Source organism: Candidatus Deferrimicrobiaceae bacterium (genome assembly GCA_035256765.1).
Taxonomy (GTDB): Bacteria; Desulfobacterota; Deferrimicrobia; order Deferrimicrobiales; family Deferrimicrobiaceae; genus CSP1-8.
In genome coordinates, this window is the sequence record DATEXR010000016.1 from 1 (window position 1) to 12,060 (window position 12,060).

The window sequence follows — 12,060 nt, forward strand, 5'->3', positions numbered from 1 at the left end:
TATTTCGGGGATTTCGCCGGGTCCGACTTTTCTCCGGAATCGGAAGCCCTCGTGTGCCTGGCGGGGAAACCGTGACGAAGGGGCGGTACGGGGGAAAACCGGTGGTCCGGGCGTTTTCCGTCCTGGCAGCCCTCCTTGCCGTCTGGGGAATCTCCCGTGCGGTCAGCGCGGCCAACCGGCACCAGCTGCCTCCGCCGTCCCGGGCGCTCCCGGCCCAGGACGAGCAGCAGGCGTTCGCGCACGGCCTGGCGCCCGAGGACCTCCGGCAGCTCCTCGCCGTCGGATTGTCGGAGGGGACCACTCCGAACGGGGCGAAGGTAACCCTCACCCTTGACCCGAATCTCCAGAAGGCCGTCTTCGATCTTTTTCGCCGGTTCGACCCGCCGTACGGGGTCTTCGCCGCGATGGAGCCGAAGACCGGGAAGGTCCTGGCCCTCGTGGGATACCGCAAGGGAGGGGAGTACGACCCGTGGCTCCCCCTGAAGGCGATCTATCCCGCCGCCTCCCTCATCAAGGTGGTCACGGCGGCGGCGGCGTTGGAAAAGGGGTCGATCTCCCCCGAGGAAGAGATCAGCTATCGCGGCGGGATCTACCGGATCACGCGCAAGGGCCTGCATACCCGCGGGGGTCGGGGCGTTCCCACCATGACGCTCGAGGAGGCCATCGCCAAGTCGTCCAATTCCGTCTTCGGGAAAGTGACGGTCGATTACGTGGGGAGCGAGGCGCTCGAGGAGTTCATGGAGAGATTCGGGTTCGGGCAAGAGATCCCGTTCGGCCTTCCCGTCGAGGTGAGCAACGGCTATGTGCCGTCGGACGAGTACCGTCTCGCCCGGACCGGCGCGGGCTTCGGGGAAGTGTATGTCTCCCCCCTCCACATGGCGATGATCATGTCTGCGATCGGTTCCTCCGGGGAGATGCCGAGGCCGATCCTGATCGAGAGCGTGGAGGACAAGGACGGCGACCCCCTCTACGATGCGGTGCCGTCGAAGTGGCGGGACACGGTGAGCCCCGAGACCGCCGAGGCGCTGCTCAAGATGATGGTGAAGACGATCGAGATGGGGACGTCGCGGCGGACGTTCGGCACCCCCGACTCCACGCCGATGTTGCGGGACATGGAGGTGGCCGGCAAGACCGGTTCCCTGTCGGGATGGAACCCGAGAATGCGTTTCGAATGGTTCGCCGGCGTCGCTCCCGTGAAGGACCCGAAAATCGCGGTCGCCGCCCTCGTGGTGAACAGCAACCACTGGAAGATCAAAGGGAGCTACGTCGGGAAGGAGGCGATGTCCTCCTATTTCGGGTATCCGCAATCCACCCCCCCCGCCTACGCGAAACGCCGGGCGAAGAAAAAAGGGCGCGCCGCGGCAAAGAAAAAGGGAGCGAACAAGAAGGGCGCGGCCAGCAAAAAGCCGAAGAAGAGCCAGCCGGAGGCCAAGCGGGCGCCCGCGTCTCCCCGGTCGTCCGTTCCCTCGCCCACCCCCCGGTGGCTGTCCTACCAACCCTTTCTTCCCGGCGGTCCCTCCTCCCGGGGGTGACCGTCCGATGGACTTCTCCCGGCTGATATCGGCGAGGCGGAGCCTGCGGGCCTTTTCGGACAGGCAGGTCGAGCCGGAAAAGATCGAGCGGATGATCGAGGCCGCCCGGTGGTCGCCCTCCTGCGCGAACCGGCAGCCGTGGCGGTTCGTGATCGTCGCCAGGGAAGACTCCGCGCGGCCCGCCGTCGAGGCGTCCCTCGACGCGGGAAACGGCTGGGCGAAACGGGCTCCGGTCCTCCTCGTCACCGGTGCGCGTAAGGCCGACGGGGCCGTTGTGGAGGCGCGGGAGTACTTCCACCATGACACGGGGCTGGCCACCATGAGTCTCCTGTTCCGCGCGGCGGATCAGGGACTTCTCGCCCACCCGATGGCGGGGTGGAAGGAGCAGCCCCTGAGGGCGGCCCTCTCCCTGCCGGAGGATTTCCTGCCGATCGCGGTCATCGCCGTGGGGTACGAGGGCAGGCACGAGGATCTCGACGAGGAGACCCGGAGGAAGGACGAGCGGCCGCGGGCCCGCAAGGACGTGGGGGAGATCGCCTTCCGCGGGCGGTGGGGAGAGCCCTTCCGGGGGACCTTGCCCTCGGCCCCCGCGAAGGTGTACGAGACTGATATCCCCTTGCGGTTCGGGGACATCGACGCGATGGGGCACGTGAACAACGCGGTTGCGATGACTCTTTTCGAGCTCGGGAGGGCCAAATTCTTCGCCGAGGTGGTGGGGGTGGGCAGGATCGAGGATTACGAGTTCATCCTTGCCGAGGCGACCGTCCGGTACCGTCTCCCCATCCTGCTCCAGGACCAGGTACGACTGCGCATGCACATTACCGACGTCGCCCGAAGTTCCTTCCGGTTCCAGGCCGAACTGTTCGATCCCCGCGACGGCCGCGTCTTCACCGAGACCGAAACCGTGCAGGTGATGTTCGACTACGCCAAAGGGCGGGTGATACCGGTATCGGCGGAGTTTCTCGCCAAGGTGAAGGACTACATCGGGGGATAGCCCCCCGTGGCGCGGCATCGTTCCCGTCCGTTTCCGGACGGCGCCTCATTTTGCCGGCGCGCCGTGGGCAGCGACGGACAGCTCGCCCCGCATTCCCCTTTCGGCGATCCTTCGGCCACCGTTTCCCGTCAGAAATAGATATTCCAAGAGAATTTCGCTTCGTTGTAGTGGAGTCCGGGGGAAACGGTCCGGCCGACATCCACAAATAGTGCATGGTGACGGTCGAGAGAGATCCCCTGGCGGAGGACCGCCGAAAACTCCCGCCCCCGTTTTTCGTCCCCCAGGACGCCGAAGATCTGGCGCGCCTCCAGGAGGATTTTCCAGGAGCGTGACATTTGCCTCAGGATCCCGGCAGACAGGCCGACTCCCGCCGTGTAATCGGGGCGGTACCTGCCGGCGACGTTCACCTCCGTTTCCAGCAGCACGTGGGCCAGGCCGAGAGGCCGGATGTCCCAAGCCATTCCGCCCCCCGGATTCAGGAAGAAGACCAGTGCGTCCGATCCGCCCGGGAAAGGCTTGGTCGCGAACCCCGTCCGGAATTTCCAGGAAACCGGCCGGAAGAAGTCGTCCCGCCCGGCAAGCGACAGGATGTGGACCAGGTCCCACTCCTGCAGTCGGAAACGCCCGCTATCGGGGTAGTAGCGCACCGTCGCACGGGAGAATTCGATCTGGGATCCGGGGGTAAAGCCGTCGTCCGCGTCCAAAAGGTCGTGATAGGCCGGCCTGCCGGACACCTCAAGAAAGGGGCTCTCTTCCCGGATGCCCACCGCCAGCGCCACCCTCGATGACTCGTGGCCGCTTTCGGGTTGGCCCGGCGCCGGAATGGGCGTAAGTACGCTCTCCGCCGCCGGGATCGTGCTCCGTGCGGAAAGGACCGTCAGGAACCGCCTCAGGTACTCTTCCTTCGTGTATTGCCCTTCGGCATATCGCAGTTGGACGGCTTCCGAGGCGAGGTCGAGGATCGCCCCTTTTGCGGCGCCGGGAATGTCGACGGCAAGGATCTCCCTCGGGGCAACGGTGTTGTCGAGCACGGAACGGGCTCGCCCGATGTCCGCTTCGTCCATAGAGGAAGCGATGTGACGGATCTTCCGGGCCTGGGAGGGGCGGAAGACCGGATCGGAGATCAGACCCTCGGCGCGGACGGCTTTTACGGTGTCGATGGGGATGGTGAACCGGCGGAACCGGTCGGTGAGCGTGGCCGTCGGGGCTCCGATCTCCAGGACGAAGAGCAGGTCGTAGGAGCAGTTCTCCTTGAAAAAGAAATAGTCCGAGTAGAGCCCCTGCAGTTCCAGGACGTGCAGGACCATCCGCTGTACCTCTTCTTCGGTCAGGTTCAGCCGGTACTCCCAGAGGTCCCTCTGGTCCATGTTGCCGTATTCCTTCACCTTGTCGTAGTACGGGAGGATGGAAAAGTAGCCCGGGTAGAGCCCGAAGATCCCCTTTACCGCGTAGACCAGTCCGTTGTCCCTCCGGTCGATCTGGGCCGCGTAGTTTACGGCGTACGACAGGAGAGGGCTTTCGTAGGAAGAGTCGAATCGAAGGAACGTGTGGCCGAACATGGAGGCGGGGGCGTTCATGTGCCCCGAGGCGAAGATGAGGCTTGCGGATTTTGCATCGATCCTCTGGCGTTGTTCCTCGAGGGTCGGGCAGGAGACCTCCGGAAGCTTCGTGAGGTCGACCGTAAGCCGCCGGATCAGCCAGTCGTACCGGGCGGGGAACCGGCATCTCGGGATGGTCTGCTCCTCCTCGCCGTCTGCGAAGAGCCCGTCGATGGCGGCATCGAGCTCCGCAGACGGGTCGTGCTTGCCGTCCGGGGAAAGGAAGAACTTCCGGTCATCGACGAGGCTTTCCGTGCCGAACAGTCCGCGCTTGTAATGCAGGAGGACGTGCCAGTACCGGTCGTCCGGGAGGCGAAGCCTTGTCGCCGATTCCTTCAGCTCGTCGCGGTACGGTGTCGTCTCCGCCGCTCCCTGCAGGGGAGGGAACAAGAGAAGAAAAAAAAGAGGGTATGCGAGTTTGCGCAGCATACCCTCTTATAGCATTCTCCCGCGGAAGGGGGCTCCTCCCGCCTGTTGCCCGTTAGGAAGAAAGCTGAACGATCGTATCGACCACCTGCGCGTACTCCACGTTCTCCCGGGGGAAGATTTCCGCGAAGTGGGTCTGCAGGTTGCGGTAGAACGCTTCCCGTTTCTCCGGCGCGACCTGCATCAGCTCCGCGAGGGTCTGAACGGACTCGCCCCGCCCCTGGGCGATGTCCTTCGCCAGGGTGTCGAGGTTCGCGTAGACGAACTCGTTGAGCCGCTCGTTCTGGACGAATTTCTTGGGCTGGGTACACTCCGACGTGCCGGAGGTGATGCCGAAGGTCTGGGCTCCCGATGTGCCGTTCGTCGTCGCCTGGAAGGCCTGGAGCAGGCTGGAGTCGTTGGCGCTGCCCTCGAAGAGCATCGTCCCGAGGCCGCAACCGGTGTTGGTGCGGGCCACTCCCATTTCCGCCGCGAACGAGGTGGTGGCGAAGATCAGGGTTAATGCGACTATTCCGAGCATCCGCTTCATCTTAGGTCCTCCCTTTTGCCGCATAGTGGAAAATCGAGGTCATGATAACTGAAATGCCCAGGGAAAAGGAAAGTTTCAGAAAAGGAGGTGATGGACCCGGGAAACGAGTCCCCCGATTGCCGTTCCCCCGGTTCCGTCTCCCCGCTTTTCTGCCTCCGAAGGACGGAGTCGAGGTACGAAAGGAGCCGTTTCCGCAGGTTCCCGTCGGACAGCGCCTGGATATGCCCCGCCCCGGGGGCGATCCACAGCTGCTTCGGCTCTTCGGCGAGGCGGTAGAGCCGTTCCCCGTGCCGGACGGGAACGACTTTGTCCGCTTCTCCGTGGAGGATGAGGACGGGTACGGGACGGATGCGCCCGATCCAGCGGCAGGGGCTGTATCGGTCCGTAACGAGAAGGGAGAGGGGGGTCTGGAACGGCCACAGGAGGACCACTTCGGCGATCTTTTCCCGCGCGATTCGTCGGTATCCGGAAAACGCGCTGTCGATGATCAGCGCCCGGATCCGGTCCCGGTGCGGGGAGTTGGCGACGGCGTACACGGCGACGGCCCCGCCCAGGGATTGCCCGAAGACCACGATGCGGTCCTTGTCGACCCCCTCCGTCCGGAACAACCGGTCGATCGCCGCCAGGGCGTCCACGTGGATCCCCTCCATCTCCGGCGTTCCCTCGGACCTCCCGTATCCCCGGTAGTCGATGAGGAAGACCTGATACCCCTCCATGGCGAGCCAGAGGACGGCGCCCACGTGGGTGCTGATGTTTTCCGCGTTCCCGTGAAAGAAAAGGATGGTCCCGCGCGGCTCGTCGTTCGGCCGGAGGAACCATCCGTGGAGCCGCACGCCGTCGGGCGCCTCGAAAAACACGTCTTCGTGGAAGACGCGGTCGAGGTGCGGGTTCGCCATGAAGCTCCGCTGCGGATAAAAGAAGTAGGAATCGCACGCCGGAAGGATCGCCAGGAAGGTGGCGAGGAGAAGGAGCACAAAACGCGGCAGGAAACGTAATCTCATGTCGCTACCCCAGCTTGATGCACACGACCCCCATGGCGATGAGCGCTGCGCCGATGAGCCGGATGCGCCCGAAGCGTTCCTGGAAAAGGAGGATCCCCCCCACGACGCCTACGATGGCGCTTACCTGACGGACGGAGACCGCGTAGGACACCTTCGCCATCTGGAGGCCGACCCGGTACGTCGTGAACGAGAGGAAGAGGATGAACCCGGCCGCGATCCCGCGCGGCCAGTGGGCCCGGATCTCCTCGAGGAACTTGTTCCGTGAGTTCGCCAGCAGGGCGTTGGACAGAAGGAAGAGGAAGAGGGCGATGTCCAGGTAATAGGTGTAGACGAAGACGTCCGCAACCGTCACCCCCCGCTTGTCCACGATCGCCCCCACGGAGTAGAAGACCCCCGCCACGATTGCCAGCAGAACGCCGGGAAGGCGGATGTTCCGCAGCGGGAAGGAGAAGCCCGCCCAGGAGAGTTCCCGCATCTGGAGGATGTAGGCTCCCAGGAACACGACGAGGATCCCGGCCATCCCGAGGAGGGAGAGCCGCTCGTCCAGGAAGAGGTACGCCCACAGGGGGATGTAGAGCGGTCCCGTCGTGGTGAGGGGATAGGCGAGCGACACGTCCGCCCGCTCGTACGAGGCGGTCAGGCAGGCGTGGTAGATCGCGAAGAAGAATCCCCCCGCGATCGCCAAAGGGAGGACCGGCCCGGAGGGCGGAGGGATCGCCCCGTACCTAAGGAGCCAGTACGCCGAGAAGATCGCGACCGCGCAGGCGTGCATGAAGACGTTGAAGGGGAGCTTGTGCCGCGTCGTCTTCAGGATCAGGTTCCACCCGGCGTGCGTCGCCGCGGATAGGAGGATGAGGAGCAGCGCGGAGGTGGGCATCCCGCCTACATTACGGTCCCCGGTTCTTTTTCGCAACCGGTGTCGATCGAACCGGGAAGAACGCGCGGATCGCCGGTTGACGTGGATCAAAGCCGCGGGTTCCCCATGCGCCCTATAATGGAAGCGGATCAAGGGGAGGTGCCGAATGGAACCGGTTCGCGTCGTGCTTACCGCCGTCCACGTGCTGGCCGCCATCGCGTGGCTGGGCGGGATGATCTTCCACATCGCGGTTCTCGACCCGGTCTTCCGGAAGAACGAGGTGAGTGTCCAGAGCGCGTTCCTTCTCGCGCTCATGGAGCAGCGGTTCCGGAAGCTGGTCGGGACGTCGATCGTCCTGCTCGCCGGGAGCGGGTTCGCGAAGGCGTATCTCCTGCTGGGGTCGTTCTCCGGGCTGTGGACGACGACGGCCGGCCGGTACATCCTGCTGAAGATCGGGCTCACCGGGGCGATGCTCGTCATCTTCGCGGTCTGCCCGAAGACGAAATCGTGCTCTCCGATCCCCGGGGTGTGCGACATCGCCTCCGAGGCGCTTCTCTCGGGAGGGAAGGAAGGGACGATCCGCGAGCGCTCGAAGGGGTTCCTCCCGAAGATCGCGCTTGCGCTGGGAGTCGCCGCCATGGTGACCGCGGTCTGGCTGCGCGGGTAGTCCCGACGGCGTTCCCCTCCGCGCCACGACGCGCCGCCGCCGTGCCGGAGGCGGACCGTTTTCTCCCGCCGTTTCCCTCCTGCCGGCGGTATAATTTCCCCATGCGCTTCCCGCGCGTCGCCCGGAGCATCCTTCTGGTTCTTGCGGGGGCCGTCGTCCTGTGGGCTGCGGGGACCGGAGTCTCCCTCGTCTTTCTCCCGTCGGTCAAGCCGCTCGCCGACCCGCGCGCCTCCTTCGACGTCACGGTGAGGGACTGGCGCGGAAAGGAGCACCCCTTCCAGGTCGGTCCCGGGAACCGTTACTGGACGCCGATCTCCGCCGTCCCCTCCTCTCTCAAGAAGGCGGTGATCGCCGCCGAGGACGCCAACTTCTACACCCACGAGGGAGTCGATTACGAAGCGATCAAGGAGGCGATCCGGACCGACATCCAGAAGGGGCGGTTCGTCCGGGGGGGGAGCACGATCACCCAGCAGTTGGCCAAAAACCTCTTCCTGTCGAGGGAGAAGTCCATCTCCCGGAAGATCAAGGAGTACATCCTTGCCCGCCGCATCGACGACCGGTTGAGCAAGTCCCGGATCCTCGAGCTCTACCTCAATGTCGTGGAGCTGGGTCCGATGGTCTACGGCGTGGGGCACGCCTCGCGTTATTACTTCGGGAAACCGCCCTCCGGCCTCACCGTTCGGGAAAGCGCCTTCCTCGCGTCGATGCTGCCCGGCCCGAAGGTGTACGATCCGTACCGGAACCTGGGACGCGTCGTGCGCCGTTCCGACCGGATCCTGCGCCGGATGGCCGCCGCGCACATGATCACCGAGGAGGAGTACAAGACCGCCCTGGCGGAGGAGCCGAACATCGAGGGATTGTCCCGCAAGGTGGAAAGCACAATCGCGTCCCCGCCGCCGGAGGAGACCGGGGAACTTCCGGTTCCCGGAAGCGGTCCCGGGCCGGAGCCTCCTGCCCCGGGGACCAGTTCCCCGCAGAACGGAAACGGTGCGGGGTCCGAGCCGTCGCCTGTCCCCCCCTCAGGCGAGAGCCGTTAGGGGCGTATCGATAGCGGAGCGGCGCGCCGGATCCAGCGCGCCGATTTCCACGCTGCTCTGTCCGAGGGAGAACCCCGGTAGGGGGGGCGGGGGGCAGGGGAGACCTAACCGCGCTCCTTCGCTTTCCCGAGCGCCCGGCCGATATCCGCGACGAGATCGTCGGGGTTCTCGATCCCGACGGAGAGGCGCACCAACGAGGGGGTAAGCCCCACCGCGGCCTGTTCCTCGAGGGGGATGTCGGCGTGGGTCATCGTGGAAGGGTGGGTGATGAGGGACTCCACGCCCCCGAGGCTTTCGGCCAGCAGGACGGTTTTCAGGGCGTTTACGAAGGGCGGGACCGCCGATTCCCTCGCCAGCTCGAAGGAGATGATCGAGCCGGGGCCGTCCGCCTGCGAGAAATGCAAGTCTCGCCGTGCATGGCCGGGCAGTCCCGGATAGAAGACCTTGCGGACGAACGGGTGGGCCGCGAGATAGGCCGCGATGACTTCCGCGCTCTGCTGGGCCCGGGCCACCCGGACGGCAAGCGTCTTGATCCCCCGGAGCAGGAGCCAGGAGTCGAAGGGGGAGAGGACCGCGCCGACCGCCTTCTGGGCGAAGTGCATCTTCTCGCCGAGGCCCGGGTCGGTGGTAATCACCGCCCCCCCGATCAGGTCGTTGTGTCCGCCGAGGAACTTGGTGGCGCTGTGGACCACCACGTCGGCCCCGAGCGCGAGGGGCCTCTGCAGAAGCGGCGACATGAACGTGTTGTCGACGACGGAGAGGATCCCCTTGTTCCGGGCGATCCGGGCGACCTCCCGGATGTCCGCGATCTTCATGAGCGGGTTGGTGGGCGTCTCGACGAAGACGGCCCTCGTCTTCTTTCCGATCCTTTTCGCCACCTGCCCGGGATTCCCCATGTCGACGTAGTCGAACGCCAGCCCGTAATGCTTGAGGATCCGCTCGAACAACCGGTAGGTGCCCCCGTACAGGTCGTCGGAGCACAGGATGTGATCGCCCGACCGGAAGAGCGTCGTCACCGCGGAGATGGCCGCCATCCCGGACGAGAAGGCGACCGCCTTCTTTCCCCCCTCGAGATCGGCGATCGCCTTTTCCGCCGCCTGCCGCGTCGGGTTTTCCGAGCGGGAGTAGTCGAAGCCGCGATGCTTGCCGAACGCCTCGTACCGGTAGATGGCCGTCGCGTAGATCGGGACGCTGATCGAGCCGAACGCGCGGTCGGCGCCCACTCCGGCCTGCGCGGCGACGGTTTCTATCGAACGTTTCCGCTTCAGGGGCGGGGTCTCCTTCGGGTCAGATGAAGTACGTGACGTTGCGCTGCCTGCGTTCCGCCGCCTCCTGCTCTTCCCTCGCGAGGTCGGCGAGCGTCCAGCGGTCGAGCACCGCCTGGATCGCCTCGGAAGTCTCCCGGACGAGCCGGGAGACCGCAGGAGACGAGTCCTCGTCGAGCGCCTTTCTCCCTTTTCTTTTTTGCGCCTTCGCCGGGGAGATCGGCCCTTCGACGGCCTCGATGATCTTGGAGGAGCGGATCGCTTCCGGACGCAGGGCGAGGAGATAGCCGCCCCCGACCCCGCGCCTGCTCACGACGATGCCCGCGTTCTTCAATTCCAGAAGGATCAGCTCCAGGAATTTCTTCGGGATCCCGTTCCTCACCGCCAGTTCCTTGATCTGGAACGTGGTCCCCTCCGGATGGCGAGCCGCGTAAATAAGCGCCCGGAGAGCGTATTCCGTTTTTTTCGACAGCCGCATCCTTCCTCCGGGCATTTATTCTACCTATCCGATTGTATATATAGGGATTATTTCCGTCAAGAGATCCGTTTCACAGAGATCCGTTTCACGGCCCTTCTCTTTTTACGGCTTAGTACTCCGCTTCATAAATACGGTATCGTATCGGGCCGATGCCCTAAGGCGTTTCCCCTCCCGGTGCCCGGGGCTCGCGGGCGGCTTCCTCTCCGCTACGCTCGCGACCTGCGACCGCTCGCTGCCATTCCGCTCGACGCAATTTCTGCCTCGCTCCATAGGCCGCTCCGAGGAACCCCCCGCTGCGCCTGGGCACCGGGAGGCACGCACGAATACGTTGCCGTATTTGTGAAATGGAGCACTTAGTCGCGTGGAACCGTCGCCGGGTCCGCGGCGGATGTGGTAGGCTGAGGCGGACATGAGCAGCCAAGAACTCCTGCCGGAAGACGCCGTTATGTGGAACCGCCCTGAAGATCCGGAGGGATTCCACACGGCGATGGTGCATCTCTACCGGGGGGAGATGAACAGGATGACCGTGTGGAGGACCCGGTTGGATACGACGAGCAATTGGGCGATACTTCTGAGCACAGGGATGACGACGTTCACCTTGGGATCGCCGGGCATACCGCATTTCATCTTGCTGCTCGGTCTTGCCCTCATCGGCATCTGCCTCTTCATCGAGGCCCGGCGGTTCCGCCACCTGCTCCAATCCAAGTGGCGGGTTCATGTGCTGGAAGCGCACTACTTCGGTGGGCGGCTGTGCCCACCCTCGTCCGAGGAGAAGTCCTCCTGGAGAGAGGAGCTTGCGTGGGACTTGGAGCGGCCGCGTTTCACGGTCGGGACGTTCATGGCGCTGCGGATGCGCCTGCGGAGCAACTACCTGCTCCTGGTCTACTTCGTGAGCGCCGTCTGGTTCACCAAGGTGTTCATCCACCCGCAGAGCGCCACCGACATCTTCGAGTTCCACGCGCGGCTGGCTGTCGGCGAGCTGTTCCCGAGCTGGTTCGTTGCCGCCACGGCTGTACTGTTCGTGCTGATCGCCACCGTCCTGGCCATCAAAACGCCCAGCGAGGAAACGGTCAGTCGGATGACCCTTCGGGAGCGGAGAAGATCCCCATAGGCGGCTCCGGATCCGGTTCATACACGGGGGCCATGGGCGCCGATCAGCCTCTTTGGCCGGCATGGGGAGGCCTTTCAGCGTCGATGGTTCTCCAGCCTTTTTCGAGCGCAAACGGCCAGGCGACGATCCCGCCGTCCAGGTAGCTTGCCTTCCCGAACCCGGCCCCCTTGAGGATCCGCATCGCCTCGTACCCCCGAAGGGACGTCTTGCAATACGCCACGACCTCCTTGTCCTTGAGCAATTCGCCGGCCCGTTCCCGCAGTTCCTCCAAGGGGATGTAGCGGTGCCGCGGGTCCGCGATCCGTGAGTCCATGTGCTCTGCCAGGGTCCGCACATCGAGAAGGACGAAGTCCTCTCCCTCGTCGATCATCCGCCGGATCGCCAGAGGCGACCGGCCCACCGCGAGGCCCGTTACCTTGTTCTCCAGGGTGGTGGCGAGGTGGACCAGATTGTCCATTGCCCCGGAGTAGGGGGGAGCGTAGCAGAAATCCGCTGACGCGATCTCGCCAAGGGGCATCCGCTGCGTGATGGCGAGGGCCGCAGTGTCGATCCGCTTGGACGCTTCG

The 12,060-nt window shown here is 64.9% G+C and carries 12 protein-coding genes; 5 read left to right on the plus strand and 7 right to left on the minus strand.

Annotated features, from left to right (window positions below; genetic code table 11):
• Positions 1 to 71: 71 nt before the first annotated feature.
• Both VJ307_00460 and VJ307_00465 read left to right on the plus strand, forming a co-directional pair.
• Entirely contained in the window at positions 72 to 1,532 is a 1,461-nt protein-coding gene (locus VJ307_00460; GenBank protein HJX72596.1) for a penicillin-binding transpeptidase domain-containing protein, read from the plus strand.
• A 7-nt stretch (positions 1,533 to 1,539) separates the two neighbouring features.
• Complete coding sequence (locus tag VJ307_00465) at positions 1,540 to 2,526, plus strand: nitroreductase family protein (protein HJX72597.1); 987 nt, start codon at positions 1,540 to 1,542, stop codon at positions 2,524 to 2,526.
• Between the two features lie 128 nt (positions 2,527 to 2,654).
• Here the strand turns inward: VJ307_00465 and VJ307_00470 are convergent, their stop codons facing one another.
• The 4 genes from VJ307_00470 to VJ307_00485 are packed head-to-tail and all read right to left on the minus strand — an operon-like array spanning position 2,655 to position 6,957.
• Entirely contained in the window at positions 2,655 to 4,553 is a 1,899-nt protein-coding gene (locus tag VJ307_00470; GenBank protein ID HJX72598.1) for a DUF4105 domain-containing protein, read from the minus strand.
• A 52-nt stretch (positions 4,554 to 4,605) separates the two neighbouring features.
• The gene (locus VJ307_00475; GenBank protein ID HJX72599.1) at positions 4,606 to 5,079 is read right to left on the minus strand and encodes a DUF3015 family protein; all 474 of its coding nucleotides are present in this window, start codon (positions 5,077 to 5,079) and stop codon (positions 4,606 to 4,608) included.
• Entirely contained in the window at positions 5,076 to 6,080 is a 1,005-nt protein-coding gene (locus VJ307_00480) for an alpha/beta hydrolase (protein HJX72600.1), read from the minus strand. Before VJ307_00480 ends, VJ307_00475 begins: the two co-directional genes overlap by 4 nt.
• Before the next feature lie 4 nt (positions 6,081 to 6,084).
• Complete coding sequence (locus VJ307_00485) at positions 6,085 to 6,957, minus strand: EamA family transporter (protein ID HJX72601.1); 873 nt, start codon at positions 6,955 to 6,957, stop codon at positions 6,085 to 6,087.
• 145 nt (positions 6,958 to 7,102) lie between these two features.
• Between VJ307_00485 and VJ307_00490 the strand changes: the two genes are divergently transcribed.
• On the plus strand, positions 7,103 to 7,603 hold the full coding sequence (locus VJ307_00490) for a CopD family protein (protein HJX72602.1): 501 nt from the start codon (positions 7,103 to 7,105) through the stop codon (positions 7,601 to 7,603).
• 101 nt (positions 7,604 to 7,704) lie between these two features.
• Complete coding sequence (gene mtgA / locus VJ307_00495) at positions 7,705 to 8,640, plus strand: monofunctional biosynthetic peptidoglycan transglycosylase (protein ID HJX72603.1); 936 nt, start codon at positions 7,705 to 7,707, stop codon at positions 8,638 to 8,640.
• Positions 8,641 to 8,744: 104 nt separating this feature from the next.
• On the opposite strand, the gene VJ307_00500 is transcribed toward mtgA, so the two are convergent.
• Positions 8,745 to 9,908 (minus strand): PLP-dependent aspartate aminotransferase family protein, encoded by a 1,164-nt coding sequence (locus VJ307_00500; GenBank protein HJX72604.1) that lies wholly within the window; start codon positions 9,906 to 9,908, stop codon positions 8,745 to 8,747.
• 19 nt (positions 9,909 to 9,927) lie between these two features.
• On the minus strand, positions 9,928 to 10,383 hold the full coding sequence (locus VJ307_00505; protein ID HJX72605.1) for an Rrf2 family transcriptional regulator: 456 nt from the start codon (positions 10,381 to 10,383) through the stop codon (positions 9,928 to 9,930).
• A 409-nt stretch (positions 10,384 to 10,792) separates the two neighbouring features.
• Here VJ307_00505 and VJ307_00510 point away from each other — a divergent pair, with 409 nt between their 5' ends.
• On the plus strand, positions 10,793 to 11,494 hold the full coding sequence (locus VJ307_00510; GenBank protein ID HJX72606.1) for a DUF2270 domain-containing protein: 702 nt from the start codon (positions 10,793 to 10,795) through the stop codon (positions 11,492 to 11,494).
• A 43-nt stretch (positions 11,495 to 11,537) separates the two neighbouring features.
• Here VJ307_00510 and VJ307_00515 read toward each other — a convergent pair.
• Positions 11,538 to 12,060 (minus strand): rhodanese-like domain-containing protein (locus tag VJ307_00515; protein HJX72607.1); only part of this gene is annotated, 523 nt, incomplete at its 5' end.

Excerpts from the sequence above, each read along its gene's own strand:
- VJ307_00465 (HJX72597.1), top strand. The coding sequence starts at position 1,540 with ATGGACTTCTCCCGGCTGATATCGGCGAGGCGGAGCCTGCGGGCCTTT.
- VJ307_00470 (HJX72598.1), bottom strand. The coding sequence starts at position 4,553 with ATGCTGCGCAAACTCGCATACCCTCTTTTTTTTCTTCTCTTGTTCCCT.
- VJ307_00475 (HJX72599.1), bottom strand. The coding sequence starts at position 5,079 with ATGAAGCGGATGCTCGGAATAGTCGCATTAACCCTGATCTTCGCCACC.
- VJ307_00480 (HJX72600.1), bottom strand. The coding sequence starts at position 6,080 with ATGAGATTACGTTTCCTGCCGCGTTTTGTGCTCCTTCTCCTCGCCACC.
- VJ307_00485 (HJX72601.1), bottom strand. The coding sequence starts at position 6,957 with ATGCCCACCTCCGCGCTGCTCCTCATCCTCCTATCCGCGGCGACGCAC.
- VJ307_00490 (HJX72602.1), top strand. The coding sequence starts at position 7,103 with ATGGAACCGGTTCGCGTCGTGCTTACCGCCGTCCACGTGCTGGCCGCC.
- mtgA (HJX72603.1), top strand. The coding sequence starts at position 7,705 with ATGCGCTTCCCGCGCGTCGCCCGGAGCATCCTTCTGGTTCTTGCGGGG.
- VJ307_00505 (HJX72605.1), bottom strand. The coding sequence starts at position 10,383 with ATGCGGCTGTCGAAAAAAACGGAATACGCTCTCCGGGCGCTTATTTAC.
- VJ307_00510 (HJX72606.1), top strand. The coding sequence starts at position 10,793 with ATGAGCAGCCAAGAACTCCTGCCGGAAGACGCCGTTATGTGGAACCGC.